20 protein-coding genes, 1 pseudogene and 1 riboswitch are annotated in these 14,820 nt (G+C 42.5%); of the genes and pseudogenes, 8 read left to right on the top strand and 13 right to left on the bottom strand.

The window, feature by feature from the left end:
* Positions 1 to 5 precede the first annotated feature (5 nt).
* The 6 genes from DESDE_RS07575 to DESDE_RS07600 are packed head-to-tail and all read right to left on the bottom strand — an operon-like array spanning position 6 to position 4,798.
* A complete protein-coding gene (locus tag DESDE_RS07575) occupies positions 6 to 1,433 on the bottom strand; it encodes a sensor histidine kinase (protein ID WP_148269910.1) in 1,428 nt (475 codons plus the stop codon).
* Positions 1,417 to 2,118, bottom strand: a complete 702-nt coding sequence (locus DESDE_RS07580; protein WP_014793451.1) for a response regulator transcription factor — start codon at positions 2,116 to 2,118, stop codon at positions 1,417 to 1,419. Before DESDE_RS07580 ends, DESDE_RS07575 begins: the two co-directional genes overlap by 17 nt.
* Positions 2,087 to 3,361 (bottom strand): ArnT family glycosyltransferase, encoded by a 1,275-nt coding sequence (locus DESDE_RS07585; RefSeq protein ID WP_242831368.1) that lies wholly within the window; start codon positions 3,359 to 3,361, stop codon positions 2,087 to 2,089. The genes DESDE_RS07580 and DESDE_RS07585 overlap by 32 nt, the downstream gene beginning before the upstream one ends.
* Before the next feature lie 26 nt (positions 3,362 to 3,387).
* Positions 3,388 to 3,732 carry an EamA family transporter gene (locus DESDE_RS07590; RefSeq protein ID WP_014793453.1) on the bottom strand — a complete coding sequence of 115 codons (345 nt, stop codon included), beginning with the start codon at positions 3,730 to 3,732 and terminating at the stop codon, positions 3,388 to 3,390.
* A complete protein-coding gene (locus DESDE_RS07595) occupies positions 3,729 to 4,076 on the bottom strand; it encodes a DUF2304 domain-containing protein (RefSeq protein WP_014793454.1) in 348 nt (115 codons plus the stop codon). Before DESDE_RS07595 ends, DESDE_RS07590 begins: the two co-directional genes overlap by 4 nt.
* Entirely contained in the window at positions 4,076 to 4,798 is a 723-nt protein-coding gene (locus DESDE_RS07600) for a glycosyltransferase family 2 protein (protein ID WP_014793455.1), read from the bottom strand. The genes DESDE_RS07595 and DESDE_RS07600 overlap by 1 nt, the downstream gene beginning before the upstream one ends.
* Before the next feature lie 268 nt (positions 4,799 to 5,066).
* Between DESDE_RS07600 and DESDE_RS07605 the strand changes: the two genes are divergently transcribed.
* The 4 genes from DESDE_RS07605 (at position 5,067) to DESDE_RS07620 (ending at position 7,787) form a co-directional block, all read left to right on the top strand.
* Positions 5,067 to 5,954: a LysR family transcriptional regulator gene (locus DESDE_RS07605; protein WP_041917237.1), complete on the top strand. Its 888-nt coding sequence runs from the start codon at positions 5,067 to 5,069 to the stop codon at positions 5,952 to 5,954.
* Positions 5,955 to 6,162: 208 nt separating this feature from the next.
* Positions 6,163 to 6,537 carry a CidA/LrgA family protein gene (locus tag DESDE_RS07610; protein WP_014793457.1) on the top strand — a complete coding sequence of 125 codons (375 nt, stop codon included), beginning with the start codon at positions 6,163 to 6,165 and terminating at the stop codon, positions 6,535 to 6,537.
* Positions 6,538 to 7,230, top strand: coding sequence for an LrgB family protein (locus DESDE_RS07615; RefSeq protein WP_014793458.1), 693 nt, complete (start codon positions 6,538 to 6,540; stop codon positions 7,228 to 7,230).
* A 203-nt stretch (positions 7,231 to 7,433) separates the two neighbouring features.
* The gene (locus DESDE_RS07620; protein ID WP_486599223.1) at positions 7,434 to 7,787 is read left to right on the top strand and encodes a DUF6198 family protein; all 354 of its coding nucleotides are present in this window, start codon (positions 7,434 to 7,436) and stop codon (positions 7,785 to 7,787) included.
* Here DESDE_RS07620 and DESDE_RS07625 read toward each other — a convergent pair.
* The 3 genes from DESDE_RS07625 to DESDE_RS07630 are packed head-to-tail and all read right to left on the bottom strand — an operon-like array spanning position 7,782 to position 8,958.
* Positions 7,782 to 8,459: a YjjG family noncanonical pyrimidine nucleotidase gene (locus DESDE_RS07625; RefSeq protein WP_014793459.1), complete on the bottom strand. Its 678-nt coding sequence runs from the start codon at positions 8,457 to 8,459 to the stop codon at positions 7,782 to 7,784. The genes DESDE_RS07620 and DESDE_RS07625 overlap by 6 nt on opposite strands.
* Before the next feature lie 29 nt (positions 8,460 to 8,488).
* Positions 8,489 to 8,656 carry a hypothetical protein gene (locus DESDE_RS22025; protein ID WP_014793460.1) on the bottom strand — a complete coding sequence of 56 codons (168 nt, stop codon included), beginning with the start codon at positions 8,654 to 8,656 and terminating at the stop codon, positions 8,489 to 8,491.
* A 2-nt stretch (positions 8,657 to 8,658) separates the two neighbouring features.
* The gene (locus DESDE_RS07630; protein ID WP_014793461.1) at positions 8,659 to 8,958 is read right to left on the bottom strand and encodes a DUF2089 family protein; all 300 of its coding nucleotides are present in this window, start codon (positions 8,956 to 8,958) and stop codon (positions 8,659 to 8,661) included.
* A 329-nt stretch (positions 8,959 to 9,287) separates the two neighbouring features.
* Here DESDE_RS07630 and DESDE_RS07635 point away from each other — a divergent pair, with 329 nt between their 5' ends.
* From DESDE_RS07635 to DESDE_RS22030, 3 genes are all read left to right on the top strand, one after another.
* Positions 9,288 to 9,485 (top strand): helix-turn-helix transcriptional regulator, encoded by a 198-nt coding sequence (locus tag DESDE_RS07635; RefSeq protein ID WP_014793462.1) that lies wholly within the window; start codon positions 9,288 to 9,290, stop codon positions 9,483 to 9,485.
* A gap of 2 nt (positions 9,486 to 9,487) precedes the next feature.
* Positions 9,488 to 9,907 (top strand): DUF2178 domain-containing protein, encoded by a 420-nt coding sequence (locus tag DESDE_RS07640; RefSeq protein WP_014793463.1) that lies wholly within the window; start codon positions 9,488 to 9,490, stop codon positions 9,905 to 9,907.
* A 209-nt stretch (positions 9,908 to 10,116) separates the two neighbouring features.
* Complete coding sequence (locus DESDE_RS22030; RefSeq protein ID WP_014793464.1) at positions 10,117 to 10,284, top strand: hypothetical protein; 168 nt, start codon at positions 10,117 to 10,119, stop codon at positions 10,282 to 10,284.
* A gap of 23 nt (positions 10,285 to 10,307) precedes the next feature.
* On the opposite strand, the pseudogene DESDE_RS07645 reads toward DESDE_RS22030, so the two are convergent.
* The 4 genes and pseudogenes from DESDE_RS07645 to DESDE_RS07665 form a co-directional block, all read right to left on the bottom strand.
* Positions 10,308 to 10,472 (bottom strand): annotated as a pseudogene (locus DESDE_RS07645) (SDR family oxidoreductase); the annotation flags it as partial.
* Between the two features lie 92 nt (positions 10,473 to 10,564).
* Positions 10,565 to 11,167 (bottom strand): TetR/AcrR family transcriptional regulator, encoded by a 603-nt coding sequence (locus DESDE_RS07650; protein ID WP_014793465.1) that lies wholly within the window; start codon positions 11,165 to 11,167, stop codon positions 10,565 to 10,567.
* A gap of 9 nt (positions 11,168 to 11,176) precedes the next feature.
* A complete protein-coding gene (locus DESDE_RS07655; RefSeq protein WP_014793466.1) occupies positions 11,177 to 11,884 on the bottom strand; it encodes an MBL fold metallo-hydrolase in 708 nt (235 codons plus the stop codon).
* Positions 11,885 to 12,217: 333 nt separating this feature from the next.
* The gene (locus tag DESDE_RS07665; RefSeq protein ID WP_014793467.1) at positions 12,218 to 12,709 is read right to left on the bottom strand and encodes a GNAT family N-acetyltransferase; all 492 of its coding nucleotides are present in this window, start codon (positions 12,707 to 12,709) and stop codon (positions 12,218 to 12,220) included.
* Positions 12,710 to 12,837: 128 nt separating this feature from the next.
* Positions 12,838 to 12,934: riboswitch (purine riboswitch) on the top strand.
* An 85-nt stretch (positions 12,935 to 13,019) separates the two neighbouring features.
* On the opposite strand from DESDE_RS07665, the gene ade reads away from it, so the two are divergent.
* On the top strand, positions 13,020 to 14,720 hold the full coding sequence (gene ade / locus DESDE_RS07670; protein ID WP_014793468.1) for an adenine deaminase: 1,701 nt from the start codon (positions 13,020 to 13,022) through the stop codon (positions 14,718 to 14,720).
* Positions 14,721 to 14,820 lie beyond the last annotated feature (100 nt).

Genomic DNA, 14,820 nt, shown 5'->3' on the forward strand with positions numbered 1-14,820 from the left:
CTAAGTTATATTGCTTGTAAAACAATACATACCCGTATTTTATTGGCTTCAGATTCGGCGTAGATATCGCCGTCGTGAAGCTCAACAATACTTTTGGCGATAGCCAGTCCAAGTCCGGAACCTGGCATCCTCGAATTCCTGGATTCGTCAACCCGGTAAAACCGCTCGAATAAAAGCGGCAGGAGTTCCGTGGGTATTGTATCGCCTTGGTTTTCGATGAGAACGGTTACCTTGTTCCCTTCTTTCTTAATGTGAACGGCAATATCCCCGGGAAGATCTTTATAGCTGTATTTGATGGCATTGGAAAAAATATTTTCGAATACTCTGGCCATCAGGTCGGAGTCGACCTCAACCTCTATAGTGGGATGGGAAAAGCTTTTTACAAAACATAGATTATTCTGTTTGGCGAGAAGGGAAATCTCGCCAATTTGCTGCTCGATAAGTTCAATGAGATTAATGGAGGATTTGTTAACCTGTATGATTCCGTTGGAGAGTTTGGTGTACTCAAATAAGTCCTCGATTAACTTTTTTAATTTTAGGGATTTGGTATACGCTTTTCCCAGGTATTCATCCAGATGGTCCTGGGTTTCATATTTTTTATCATTTAACAACGAAAGGTAGCCGATGATGGTGGTAAGAGGGGTCTTTAAATCGTGGGAAACGTTGGTGATCAGTTCATTTTTCGTCTTTTCCGCTCTTTTTTCATCCTCAATTTTGCTTTTTAATTGTGCGGACATATAATTGATGTTTTGAGCAAGGACTTTAAACTCATCATCACCTTTTACCGCTACGGTAAAATCGAGATTGCCCTTGGATATTTCCAGAATACCGCCGGCAATCTCTTTAAGATAATTCACTTTATTTTTGATAAGCAAACTATTGAAAATAAAAAAGGCAAATATTGAGAGGATAACGGAAGAGGGCAGAAACCAGAAAGACGGCAGTAACCCGGGTGGGAGAAGTCCCAGGGCGGTATAAACAAGACCTGCTCCCAGCAAACTTGCCAAGTTGAATATAAAAAGCTCGAGGCCCAGGCTTTTTAGGCAAACCCCTTTGATCCAGGAAATTAACCTATTCAGAAAGACCAGAAACCTCTCGTATCTGCCTGTGCAAGCTAAAATAATCAGAAAAGAGGCTGAGGCTAGGCCTAAGGAGAGAAAGATGTCATCAGTAAAGGAGAATTCAGCTATACCGACAACAAGGGAAAGGGCAGAGCTGATGATCCCTTTCCAAATGTTCGATTTTAAGTTGCTTGTGACTGTCAACATGATAACGAAAACAATGGCTGCGGCGGTAAAAGCTATTTCCTGCCATTGAGACAACCACTTATAACTGTTAAAGGCTATCCAATAGGCGGAAATTGATAAACTTAGGCATAGGGCAAGCCTTATCATAGTTGCCTTGATCATGTTGGTGTTAGCTTTCGTTATCAATTTTATAGCCTACCCCCCATACGACTTTAATATATTTGGGTTCTTTCGGGTTGATTTCGATTTTTTCTCTGATATTTCTGATATGAACCGCAACCGTGTTTTCCGATTCATAGAAGGGTTCATTCCACACGCTTTCATAAATGCTTTCAATGCTAAGGACTCTGCCCTTATTCCTGGCAAGAACCTCGAGTATGGAGAATTCCGTTGGAGTAAGCTTGATATCCTTTCCATCTACTTTTACCTGGTGGCTTGCAGTATTGATGACAAGCCCGCCTATCTCAAATTCATCCTTTAACTTAGGGGTAAAATCGTTTAGTCTGGTATAGCGCCTGAGCTGGGATTTGACCCTGGCTACGATCTCCAGCGGGTTGAAGGGTTTTGTCACATAATCGTCAGCTCCTGTGTTTAATCCCAGGATTTTGTCGACATCTTCACTTTTAGCGGACAGCATGATAATAGGAATGCCATTGTCTTTCCGGATTTTTATGCAGGTCTGTATACCGTCCAGTCTTGGCATCATGATATCCAAAATAATCAAGTCAAAATCAATTTTTTGCAGCATTTGCAGGGCTTCGATTCCATCCGCCGCTGTAGTTACTTCAAACCCTTCGCATTTTAAATAAATCGCCAGCAAATCTCTTATTTCGTCTTCGTCATCGGCTATTAGTATTTTGTAGTTGTCCATAGCCAGCTCCCTTCAATATCTTGATTAGATTGTCCAGCCAGTAAGCGCTGAGAATTCCCACCAGGGGCATGATGGGGAAGGCATAGCGGCTAAACGTATAATAGGGTAAATGGATGATATTAAAATATCCGATCACCAAAAGTAGGATGAAGGGCAGGGAAGACTCCCGCCTTTTTTTGAACAGTCGAACGGTTCCTAAGGCTGCGGTAATCAGGACCAGCCAATGAAAAGATCCGGCCCGGGTAAAGCTCACTCCCAGGATCTCTTTCCAGTAAAACGGGTAATTCCAAAAGTGCCAGGACTTACCCAAAGTATACCATAGTATATAGTGAAGGGGCTGTTTTGCCCCATAGGTTTTGAGCCTGTAAATGCCGGTATCCTTTTCATTTTGATTTGTTTCCCAGGCTGTCTGGCCTATATTATAGGGGGTATAATCCTTAGTCTGGTCATAATTCAGATAGGTTCCCTGTAAAAACGGATTTCCTGAGGAGAAAGTCAGGGGAATAAATTTGTCAAAAACATTATAATTTCTGACCCACCAGGGGCTCATGATTAGTGTAAATCCAACCAGGGCTACCGCAGTCAATTTTAGCATATCGCGTAATTGATATCTTTTTATAAGCCACATGACCAGAATAACGACGGGATAGGCGGCGGCGGTAGGGCGGAACAGGCAGGCAATCCCCCAGATAAAACCGCCTAAGATATAATAGTGAGTTTTTCTTTCTGTGATGGCGAATATGGATAGATAGAGCAAGAGCAGTAGCAAAAATTTAAAAATTACTTCGGTAAGAATAAGGGTAGCGGCATAATATTCGGCAACAAAAAAGAGGTCGATCACACATGCACAAAGGGCTACTCGGCTGTTAAAAATTCTTCTGCCGATGAGAAAAAGAAGGTACAGGGAAAGGGTCTGCAAAATAACCTGAAAGACTCGGAAGGCGACGATCCCTGCCGCTTTTCCGAAAATCGTCATAAAAAAGGCCAAAACAAACGTGATGCCCGGCATGATATAAACCGTAGGTTCTTTCGTATCGTGATACGTAAGCATGCCGGTATCCATAAATGTCCACGCGCTCCTTATGTACTTGACATCGTCATTGTTCGCTTTTTCAATACTACCTAAAAGACAGGAATCACCATAAAGAAGTACCGTAGACAGGCAGATGATAAAAAATAGGGCCAATATCGTATAAAGGGTTATTTTAATCTTTTTTTCTTCGCTTTTTAAACTAAACATCATGTGCTCCTAGTATTGATTTATTTTAGTTATCTTGAAACAAAATAGGCCCCGGCAATGATCAGGAATAGGCCAAACCATCTGGTCAGGGGCAGGTTTTCCCGGAAAACAAACATGGCGACAAACGCCGCCGCTACATAACAAAGACTTTGCAGCGGGTAGATCATAGACAATTCGTTTTGTGCCAAAAGATAGAGCCAGATAACCGTGGCGACGGCATAGACCAAAAGGCCGCTTAAGACATAAGGGTTCAGCATGCACCTTAAAACGCTCTCGAGCCCGAGCTTAAAGGAGGCTCCCTGCATTCCGAGCTTCCATAGGGTTTGCCCGGTAACCAATAACACTATATTGACAGTCAATAAAAGATAGGTCATTTGAGGTAATTCTCCTTGCCGCTGCCCATTTGGAGTACCCCGAATTCCTGAATAAGCCGGGTGATTTTCTCCTGCATAGTGGAAACCACGATAGTAAGATAAAACATCAAGAGCAGGATAAAGATTAGGCCTGTTAAAAATAAGAAAGCAGGGGGATAGGAAATGTTTAATAAATGGGCGCATTTTTCTGTAAGGTCTTTATTCAAGGAAAGGACAACCATGATGATCCCGGTTACTATCCAAAGGATACCGTATTTAAACTCTAGTACTCTTTTTTTAATGAAGAACAGGGTAATGCTCAAAAACAGCATGGACAGGATCAAACAATAGGTATAAATACTCATTAGATATTCTCCTTTAGCCTGATGTTTGTTTTAGAATGCAATTTAGGCTGCAGCATTAAGACGCAGGTAACCTTTAACATGTAGTAGAGGGAGCGGAGAGGAGTGATCGACGACTTCCCTCCCTGGCGCTTGTCCATGTTTACGGGAATTTCCGTAATCCGAATCCCCCTGTTAAAGGCAAAGACAATGGTTTCAACTTCAGGATAATCCTTGGGATAGTATTGGGAAAAAAGCTCGATGCCTTTGCGGTTTACCGCCCGAAAACCCGAGGTGGTATCATAATACTTTTGCCGGCAGAGAACGGAAACCAGCTTGGAAAAAAACAAAATTCCCGCTTGGCGCATGCCGGTTGGTTTATAGGCGGTCTTTTTTATAAAACGGGAGCCAATGACCATATCGGCCTCGTTTTTACGGATGAGTTCAACAAGCCTTCTCAGGTCCCGGGGGTTATGTTGCCCGTCTCCGTCCACTTGGACAACCAGGTCATAATTATTCCTCTGGGCATAAATGTACCCGGTTTGAACGGCTCCTCCTATCCCAAGGTTTTGCAGCAGATTGATAACCCAAGCTCCTCCTTTTACGGCCTCAAGATAGGTGTTGTCGGTAGAACCGTCATTGATTACAACCACATCGATTTCAGGGCAAGACGATTGTATCGATTGAACAACATTGCGTATGTTTTTTTCTTCGTTATATGCCGGGACTACAGCGAGTATCTTCATAACGGGGCCTCCTGCTATGTTTGAATTCGTTTTTAGCACTTTTAATTGTAACTTAAGGAAATTAAGAAAAGCCTCAGAGTTGATGAAGACTTTCTGAAGAACCGGAGAAGAGATACTGAAGCAGGAAGGTTGGGTGGAGGTGCAGCATAAAAATACACCAACCATGAGGAGTGGTTGGTGTCTAATGTGTTTTTTACCTTCATTTTGCCTTATAATGGAGGTGCACCGCGGTTTAGCCCTAAGTTTTCAGGCGTTCGGAGGTTTAAACATGGAAATCAAGCATTTGGAGTATTTTGTTGAAGTGGCTCGCCAGAAGAGTTTCAGTAAGGCTGCGGAAAAATGCCACGTTACTCAATCAACCATCAGCAAATTGATCAAAGATCTGGAAAGGGAACTGGGCACTTCGCTGTTTAACCGGACATCCAAATATGTGCAATTGACGGATACAGGGGCTATATTTCTGGATCAGGCTCTGGAGATCGTAACCCTATTCGGAAATTTAACCCACGAATTTCAAAATCGAATTAAACTTGAACGAGGAAAAGTTTCTATTGGCCTATTGCCCATTACCGGAACCACTCTATTTGCTGAATTGCTGGGAGATTTTAAAAAGAAGTACCCGCAAATAGAAATCAGCCTTTCCGAGCATGGGTCGAAAAAAGTTATCATGGATATTTTAGACGGAACCTTAGATGTGGGAGTCGTCTGCAGCGTGCCGGACAGTCAGTATTTTGACTCCTTTGCTTTTGCCGAAGATCCTCTATATGTTATCGTTTCGGCCCAGAATCCCATCAGCAAATCAGCATCCCTCGATCTTAAATCATTGGCGGATGAACCCTTTGTTTTATACACCAGTGAATTCAGCTTGCATGACGAGATCATCAGTAAGTGTAAAAATGAAGGCTTTGCGCCCAACATTATTTTTGAGACGTCCCAGTTTGAACTGATGACCCAGATGGTGGCTGCTGATTTGGGAATCGCTTTCCTGCCGGGGGCTGCTTGCCGAGAACTAGACCCGCGGCGTTTTGCGGTTATACCGGTGACTAACCCGCAGATTATTCACCAGATGTTCATTATCTGGAAACGAGGGCGTTCGATGTCCCATGCAGCTAATTTGTGGTTGCAGTTTGCCGCCAAATCCTTTGCCGAAAATTGATCTGCCGCGAGGGGAAAATATACATATTTAAGGCTTTTACCTTTCTTTAGGAAGGAAAAAGCCTTTTTTATTTTGCCGAGCAAATGATATTGCGAATGCATAATTATAACTATCTATTATATCGATAGATTGCATGACAACTATCTATTTTACAAATGCAAGGAATGGTTATACAATCGAGCATAGAAAGAGAAAGAGGTGAGAATTCTTGACTCAGGGGTTACGTTTTATCGTGCAGATCGCTTTGCTTTGGGTAATCTATCAATTGGGAAATTGGGTGGCGGAAAAAAGCCATCTTCCCATTCCGGGAAATGTTTTGGGAATGATTATCCTGTTTTTGTTATTGTTGATGGGAATTATTCGGATCGAATGGATCGAAGAAGGAGCAGATTTTCTGCTTAAACATCTTGCTTTTTTCTTTATTCCCATTGCCGTAGGATTGATGCAATGGATTGGTCTATTCCAATTAAGCGGAGTCCAGCTTCTCGTGTCAATTATTCTTGGCACAGCAGTATGCATCATGGTTATGAACTCAGTGGCCACAATGCTGGTCCGGTTTCGTTCGCCTAAAGGAGGAGTTTAAATGAACCTGCTGCTTGTATTGATTACGACTGTTATTACGGTAGGTGCCTATGTCTTTAGCCGTTTCTTAAATAAGCGTTATCCAAGTCCATTGGTCAATGTGGTATTTCTGAGTACTGCCTTAATCGTCGCTGTCTTTTGGATTTCCGGTGTTACGGTGAGCCAGTACCAGGATACCAAGACTATTTTGACTTATTTTCTAGGACCGGCGACAGTGGCTTTAGCTATCCCGCTCTATCGGAACCGAGAGATATTGAGACAAAATATCCTTCCGGTGTTGGGTGGGATCGTAGTGGGAACTACGGCCAATATCGTTACGACGGCTCTGGTGGCAGAATTTTTAGGGCTGGATAAGCTCATTGTGACATCCTTAGTGCCTAAATCTGTGACCGTTCCCATTGCCGTCAGCGTTTCCAGCATCTTAAACGGTGATCCGACCCTTACTTCGGTTTTTGTCATTGCTACCGGTATGATCGGGACCTTTCTGACCCCTGTTCTGCTGAATCTGTTCAAAGTGACCAATCCGCTGGTGCGCGGATTAGCCTATGGAACGACTGCCCATGGTCAGGGTACGGCATCGGCGCTGGCAGAGGGAACGATTCAGGGTTCCATGTCCGGTGTGGCCATGGGAATTGCCGCAATTTATATGTCGGTTGCCGCTCCGTTTTTAGTCAATCACTTATTAAACCTGTAAGCGAAGGGTTGTAGCCTCAGCCTGAAACGGTCTGCCCCCGGCAGGCTTAAGCCCGTATGTCCTTAGCCAGCACCTGAAGGGCTTGGGGGTCGCAATAAAATAGGCTCCTTCTTGCTTGATCAGGATGCCTTCTTCTTTAAGCTGCCGAATGGTGTAAAATAAATGGAGATAGCTTACGCCCAGATATTCCGCTTGGAAGCTGGCTGGTTCAAGGCTATCCCCTGCAACTGCTGGTCTTTGTCCTGGGCACCTGCATAGCGGGGGCTTCTATTGGAATGGTGCTTAATCTGGAGGTCATGACGTTTCCCATCGAAAGCGCCTGTGCCCTGCTGGCGGAAAAGACCGGAGTTGCGTTTTCTCGTATCCGCTATGGAGTGGATATCCTATCGGTAGCCGGTTCGGTTCTGCTTTCGCTTATTTTCTCCTTGCCGCTTTTTGCGCGGGAAGGCACCGTCATCAGCCTGTTCCTGCTGACGGCAGCAATCAGCTTTACCAAGAAAATCTACGAAAAGTCACATACAGTAAAGCGATTCAACAGAGGGTCGAGGCGGTTATAGCAAGATATTTTTTAGCTGTGACAAATCCGAAATAATATAATCAATTTCTACATCACAATCTTTGCTTCTGTGCTTTGGATTATACCAGCAAGAATCAATAGTACTGTTTTTGGCCCCTATCATATCAGCTTTAATGCTATCTCCTATGAGAAGTACTTCACTGGGCTTTAGCTGACTTCTTTTGAAACATTCATCAAAAAATTTTGCGCTGGGTTTTTCATGCCCAATATCGTCAGATACAAATACATTCGAAAAATAAGACAATAAACCGGCTAATTCCAGTCGTTTCAGTTGCATTTTCAGAATGCCGTTGGAGGTCACAAAAAGCTTGTAATGTGCGCTTAAACACTGTACAGATTCCGCTGCATAGGGCTCCATGAAATACTCTTCCGATAATTTTTCTTGAAACACATTTTGAAATGCAGTAGGGCCATGCCGAAGGTCTAATTGCTCAAATAATTGTTGAAATCTAAGCTTTAGGACATCTTGAACCGAGAGTGTGCCTTGCTTTTGGAGAAGCCATAATTGATCGTCTATACTCCGAAATAAGTCGTAAGTTTTGTCATCGTATGTGATGCTGAAATGATGAAATGTTTTACACAGTGCCTCTCGACTACATTGCTCGAAATTTAAAAGGGTATCATCTACATCCAAAAATAAAGCTTTGTACACTAAGAAATCCTCCTGAACAGCAAGTCGTATTACAAATCATCAATTTTCATACGGTCAAGTTCTTCTTGTTGTTGCGTCTTGCCGCGTTTCAAATCTGCATTATATTTTATAAAGTACTTTATCGCAAAAAAGATTCCAACAACAATAGCGATGGATAGAATCCCGCTAATAAATAACATGATTGTTGCTATAAACATAGTTATTCCTCCGATTTCTTAGAGTGTTTTCTGTACTCCGTGATCAATATTTTTGCAGTGTCAAAATCGATTTTTTCATTGACGGCCAATCTTTTGATCAGGGAAACAAAGGGGTCATTTGAAGCATCTTCACTAATATTGATTTTCTGAATAAGACGGTCTAGGCGTAAACGCACAGTTGGATAGGTTACACCGTAGATTTTTGCTATTTCTTTTAGTGAACCGGATGTAAGCAAGAAGTTTTTTGTGAAAGCGACATCTTCATCATCCAGATTTGACATCCACTCAGGAATGACTTCCATAGTTTTAATCCACGCCTTTCTTTGTGATTTTAACTATGTTAATGGTACTCTTTAATATTGTTAAAGTCAATAGGGAAGTTTGCTTTTATTTTTGTTATAATTTTCCCGTCTGTTGCTGTCTGGGTTCCTGCTAACTGCTCAGATTATTAAGAGTTTCTAAAAGATAACGGAGCCCTTCATCCTAGTTTATTTCTGCGATGGGAGGGCTCCGTTTAAGGCTTTCAGATTATTGACCAATTATAATGGAAAGCATACTTGACATTTGAAGTCTCCAGGTGTAGCATGAATGTAAAGTGAGCTTTCCATTATACTGTGAGGGGAGTGTTATAGTGAAGAATCGACTAGAAGAGATCAGGAAACAACATGGCATAAAGCAGGAAGAGCTTGCGGAGGCTTTGGAAGTTTCCAGGCAAACGATAGGTTCTTTAGAAAATGGACGTTACAATCCATCAATACTACTTGCATTCAAAATTGCTCGATATTTTAAAATGTCTATTGAGGAAATTTTTATCTATGAGGAGGAATAAATATGAAAGATAATCATGCCACCCGCTATATAATTTTTATACTGTTAGGAGTGATAGTTTTAGCTGTTGGGATTTTTGGGATAGACGATAACTTAAAAACTATTGCTGGCTTATGTATCGGTATAGGTGCAGGATTAATCGGCATGAATGTTGCGAATTTAATTATGAATCTTTATTACAAAAAGCACCCAGCTATAAAAAAACAGAGTGATATTGAATCAAAGGATGAGCGTACTGTTGCCATTACCAATAAAGCAAAAGCTAAGGCCTTTGATATCATGATAAGAATCTTAATTGTTATTCCATTTTTAATGATCCTTATCGATTTACCACTATGGATGATACTTGCTACCGTCGCACTTTATGTGTTTGGGTTCTGCGTACAAATATATCTCACAATACGTTATAGCGAAGAAATGTAATATTTTTATCTTGAGTACAAATGCTTATGACACATCGTGATAAGTGTAATTGCAGCGAGCCTAAATTGGCTCGCTGTCGTCATTTGGCATTTACCATTTTATCTCGTTCAACCTATAAACGCGGTGATTATTCCAGCGCCCCGATGAAGTTATATACGATGATGATATAATATAAGAAACATGATGAAAAGAAAGGAGGATGGTTCTTAATGAGCAGGGCATTCGTAAGTGAAAACGATGGCTGGTACAGGTGCGTCAAGCATAGGGAGCATTGTATGATGGCTAACGAAAAAGGGAATTGTCTTCTTGACCATTGCCAACAATACCCGGAAAAAGACAGGAAAGAGGAAAAGGAACCTCCCAATAAAAACAAATGAATTGAGAAGATACCAATAAAGAGTTACTTTGAATATATACTTGAGGAAGATACCCCGCCATCAACCGGAAAAGAGCTTCCTGTTATGTAACCGGCTTTTTCACTTATTAGGAAGGCCACCATATCTGCAATATCTTCCGGCTTTCCGATCCGCTTTAAAGGGATACGATCTGCACAGCGTATCTCTGTTTGGCAAGCCCCATGCCTGAACTGCCACATGTTACAATAGCAACTTTTTTATCTTTCATAATTGCCACCTCTTTCTTGAAAATCACGCTTTTTCAAGGGAGTATACCGGAATTTGATTGATGAGTTATATTTGTAAGATCGGTTTGCATACCGGACAGCATTATCTCTATTGCAATAGAGAGGCTCTTGTCCACGCTGACCGGATTACCAAAACCATGATTCTGATCGAGAGAAGCAAATCCATGCAATACGCATCTGAACATTCTAATGATATGAGTAATATCAGTTTTGGATTGAGGGAATGCGGACATGACTTTTGCAACAAGGCTCAAAATATCATCAGATATTTGCGCGGCCTTTTCGCTTTGCCATTTATCTACCCATTGAGTAGCTTCATAGAGCCCAGGATGGTTTCGGGCGAAATTAACATAGGCTTTGCCTATGGCATGAACAGCATCTTTGCCGGATAACCCAATGGCAGCTTCCGCCATCTCACTTCTGAGACAGTTCAGTCCATAAATGGCCAGCATACTGTTCAATCCTTGCGCACCATCGACATAAGTATATAGGGAAGGCGTTTTGATTTTCAGTTGGCTTGCAAGTTCTTTTAATGTTACATTGTTGAGACCTTTTTCATCCGCGATTTTCACAGCGGCTTGAAGCACGGTCTCCCTATCTAACCCTTTCTTCACCATGTTTTTCACCTACCGCAGCTTTTCTCTTATTCGTTGAAGGGCGCGTTCAATTTGGGGACCAGGGGTTTTGAGTACCTTTCCATGTCCTACAGCTAAGAGTTGAATATCCAGCTCATTCAGTCGTTCAACACTTCTTACTGCCGATTTCTTATGCCAGGTTGCTACGGCAGGAAATGGAAACAGGATTCTCGTATCTCCTGCGACAGCTAATCCGCCTCTGGTTTGAAGGGCATCTCCGGCGATCAGAATTCTTGATCGTATATCGTAAAAGGCGATAGAACCGGGGGTATGACCGGGTGCAGAAATTACTCTTAGTGATTTAATGAAATCCCCGTCAGAAACCAATAGATCAGCCCGTGTTTGTAAATTCTTTTTGAACCCGCCACGTACCGGGAACTTCGGTTCGCCTTTTTTTAAAGTAAAGTCACCATACATAAGGGATGAATCCCGCTCGGATATGTACACGACAGCTTGAGGCAATTGTTCCTTCAATTTATCTAATGATCCTATGTGGTCTGCATGAGGGTGTGTCAGCGCTATGCGCGCAATGGGCTTTCCTATGGCAGAAGCTGCATGCAAAATACCCTTCCAGCAAAAATTCAATCCCGTATCGATTAAGGTTAAATCATCTGTTTCTTCAACTAGATAACAGTTTACAGGAAAGATACGTGGCATAAAAGTAATTTGATAAACCGTTTCAAACTGAATAAGTCTCATACCAACTTCACTCCTTCCTAATCATATTAGTATATTACCTAATGTGATTAGGAATATCAAGAGTAATAAATCGTCATAAGAAGATATTATTTTAAATCCTTTAGCGGATGATCTCCTGCGGGGAAGTGCCTGTGACGACTGCCGCCGCCTCCGACCATGCCGCCGGAAGGAAAGAAATTTTGCTAAAGCACAGCGCTCCCAAGGCCGGCCACCAGAACAGCGCAGGCAGCTATGGCGCCAAAGAGCAGCTTTTTTCCCCGTTCACGGCTCATATTGCCACCCCTTTCTCTACAAAACAGGCCGGCTTAACCATCAGCCGACCAGCGCATTTTCTTATAGCATTATATAATGAGGAATGATATCCTGATAGCTTCCATCTTTCATGAGAAAGCCCTTCGGAATGACGCCAAGCTGGACAAAACCCAGCTTAGCATATAAATGAAGAGCTGCCGTATTGGTGCTTACGACGGCGTTGAATTGCAATATCTGAAACCCGATTTCCTTAGCTTTGGCGATACAATGCTTCACTAAAGTCTCCCCAATACGTTTTCCCTGTTCTTCGCTTTTTACGGCATAGCTTGAATTGCATATATGTCCGCATCGGCCCACATTGTTCGGATGGAGGATATACAATCCGACCATTTTATCTGTATCCTGTTCGATGGCTACTCCGGTAAAGGACTGGCTGTCGAAAAATTCCAGGCCGCTCTTTTCGTCCAAGGGTTCTATCTGGGGGAAGGCGATCCCGGTATCAACAACCTCGTTCCAGATCATAATCATAGCTGGAATATCCTCATGGGTGAATTCTCTGACGGCGATGCTCATAATCTATCCTCCTGATTTCCATCTACCGTCTATTATAACATATACTGTTCTTTCCTTGACATTTGCACTTTAGCTGATTATAATTTAGAACAAATTATCGACAAGGGTTATAAAGACCAGAGGAAAACTTAATTTAATAGTAAAATTTTTATATAAGTTCATAATAGGTTGAACGTTTCTACCAGCTACCGTAAATAGTTGATTATAAGAATTTTGAATGAAATACAACCGGCGATTTTTAATTGTTGGCTGTGTTTTATTTGAGATGTTTTATGATCTTTTTTTATTACTTTTTAAGGAGGTATGGTGTATGAACTACGACAATTTAAAAAAGCTGACCTCAAAGTCGCTGGGACGTGAGAAGGCACAGCTTGTACTAAAAAATGCCGAGGTCGTCAATGTATTCTCAGAGGAAATCCTTGTCAGAGATGTGGCCGTTGAAGAAGGGATGATTGTAGGGGTCGGGAAATACGATGGCCTGGAAGAAATCGATTTGAGCGGCAAATATTTGTGTCCGGGATTCATTGACGCACACCTTCATCTGGAATCAACTTTGGTTGCTCCGCCGGAACTCATTCACTCCGCATTGCAATGGGGAACAACCACCTTCATTATTGATCCCCATGAAGTGGTCAATGTGGCAGGTGAAGAAGGTCTTGATTACATGATTGACCAGACCGAGGATTTGGATGCTAATGTATTTTTGATGCTGCCATCCTGTGTTCCTGCGGTATCTTTTGAAGAAAACGGCTGCATTTTTTCAGCGGAAAAGATGGAACGCTACCTGGCTAACCCGCGTATTTTGGGCTTAGGTGAGGTCATGGATTATGTGTCGGTCATAGAAGCAGAAGAAGAGATGGTAAAAAAACTCCGTCTTTTCCAGGATAGAATAAAAGATGGGCACGCTCCCTATCTGCAGGACAAGCAACTGGCGGCCTACGCCCTGGCAAGAATCAAGACGGACCACGAATGCGTCGACTATGCCTATGCTTTGGAGGAAATACGCAACGGTATGCAGGTATTGATCCGTGAGGGTTCCGGCGCTAGAAATCTTGAGGCGATTGTCCGGGGGATTCTGGAAGATAACATGGATACAGCGAGCTTTTCCTTCTGTACCGATGACAAACATATCAATGATATTCAAAGGGAAGGCCACATCAGCTATAACATTAAGAAGAGCATTGCCTTAGGTATTCCTCCTATCAAAGCCATCAAAATGGCGACCATCAATACGGCTAAGTGCTACAACCTGACGGAACTGGGGGCTATTGCACCGGGATATCAGGCGGATTTTGTGGTACTGGACAGCCTGGAAGAGGTATCGGTCCATTCTGTTTACCACAAGGGGAAAAAAGTTAATTTTGAAAAGGAAATTACAATTAAGCCCTGTTCAGAACATCTATGCAAGACGGTTCACATTCCCGACCTCAGCGCGGATGATCTGAAATTAGCCGTCAATACCTCTGAATCCTCCTTGATTCAAATTATCGAAGGCCAAATCACAACCAAGCATCTGCAGGGTGTTTTGCCCTCCGAAGATAACTATTTTGTTCCCAATGCCCAATACAACAAGGTGGTTGTGGTTGAACGCCATAAACATACGGGACACTTCGCTGTGGCTCCTGTTCTTGGTTTTAACCTTCACAATGGAGCTATCGCCACCAGCGTTTCTCATGATTCTCATAATATCGTGGCTATTGGTGACAACGATGAAAGCCTCCTTCTCGCCTTGCAGGAATTGCAGAGAGTTCAGGGGGGATATACCATTGTCCGCGATAAGAAGGTGCTGGCAATTCTGCCTCTGCCCATCATGGGCTTAATCAGTGATGCCGGATACGAATCTGTGGATAATACCTTGAATAAAATGATAGGTTATGCTCATGAGATGGGGGTACCTGCCAATACCCATCCTTTTATAGCCCTGTCCTTTATCGCGCTGCCGGTCATCCCGGAAATACGCATAACCACCCGTGGAATGTATGATGTAATAGAACAGAAGTTTATCGGGTAATTCCTTGAATTTTGCCTATATGCCCCTAGATAGTTCTAGTAAGAGGTAGACCGGTAAAAAGGATATTTTGCAGGATTGTGATGTTATGGGAAAAAGTTGT

It is taken from the genome of Desulfitobacterium dehalogenans ATCC 51507, assembly GCF_000243155.2.
Taxonomy (GTDB): Bacteria; Bacillota; Desulfitobacteriia; order Desulfitobacteriales; family Desulfitobacteriaceae; genus Desulfitobacterium; species Desulfitobacterium dehalogenans.

What these genes read in the sequence shown, in the direction of transcription:
- DESDE_RS07580 (WP_014793451.1), bottom strand. Translation starts at nt 2,118, where the DNA reads ATGGACAACTACAAAATACTAATAGCCGATGACGAAGACGAAATAAGA.
- DESDE_RS07585 (WP_242831368.1), bottom strand. Translation starts at nt 3,361, where the DNA reads ATGATGTTTAGTTTAAAAAGCGAAGAAAAAAAGATTAAAATAACCCTT.
- DESDE_RS07590 (WP_014793453.1), bottom strand. Translation starts at nt 3,732, where the DNA reads ATGACCTATCTTTTATTGACTGTCAATATAGTGTTATTGGTTACCGGG.
- DESDE_RS07595 (WP_014793454.1), bottom strand. Translation starts at nt 4,076, where the DNA reads ATGAGTATTTATACCTATTGTTTGATCCTGTCCATGCTGTTTTTGAGC.
- DESDE_RS07600 (WP_014793455.1), bottom strand. Translation starts at nt 4,798, where the DNA reads ATGAAGATACTCGCTGTAGTCCCGGCATATAACGAAGAAAAAAACATA.
- DESDE_RS07605 (WP_041917237.1), top strand. Translation starts at nt 5,067, where the DNA reads ATGGAAATCAAGCATTTGGAGTATTTTGTTGAAGTGGCTCGCCAGAAG.
- DESDE_RS07615 (WP_014793458.1), top strand. Translation starts at nt 6,538, where the DNA reads ATGAACCTGCTGCTTGTATTGATTACGACTGTTATTACGGTAGGTGCC.
- DESDE_RS22025 (WP_014793460.1), bottom strand. Translation starts at nt 8,656, where the DNA reads ATGTTTATAGCAACAATCATGTTATTTATTAGCGGGATTCTATCCATC.
- DESDE_RS07630 (WP_014793461.1), bottom strand. Translation starts at nt 8,958, where the DNA reads ATGGAAGTCATTCCTGAGTGGATGTCAAATCTGGATGATGAAGATGTC.
- DESDE_RS07640 (WP_014793463.1), top strand. Translation starts at nt 9,488, where the DNA reads ATGAAAGATAATCATGCCACCCGCTATATAATTTTTATACTGTTAGGA.
- DESDE_RS22030 (WP_014793464.1), top strand. Translation starts at nt 10,117, where the DNA reads ATGAGCAGGGCATTCGTAAGTGAAAACGATGGCTGGTACAGGTGCGTC.
- DESDE_RS07650 (WP_014793465.1), bottom strand. Translation starts at nt 11,167, where the DNA reads ATGGTGAAGAAAGGGTTAGATAGGGAGACCGTGCTTCAAGCCGCTGTG.
- DESDE_RS07655 (WP_014793466.1), bottom strand. Translation starts at nt 11,884, where the DNA reads ATGAGACTTATTCAGTTTGAAACGGTTTATCAAATTACTTTTATGCCA.
- DESDE_RS07665 (WP_014793467.1), bottom strand. Translation starts at nt 12,709, where the DNA reads ATGAGCATCGCCGTCAGAGAATTCACCCATGAGGATATTCCAGCTATG.
- ade (WP_014793468.1), top strand. Translation starts at nt 13,020, where the DNA reads ATGAACTACGACAATTTAAAAAAGCTGACCTCAAAGTCGCTGGGACGT.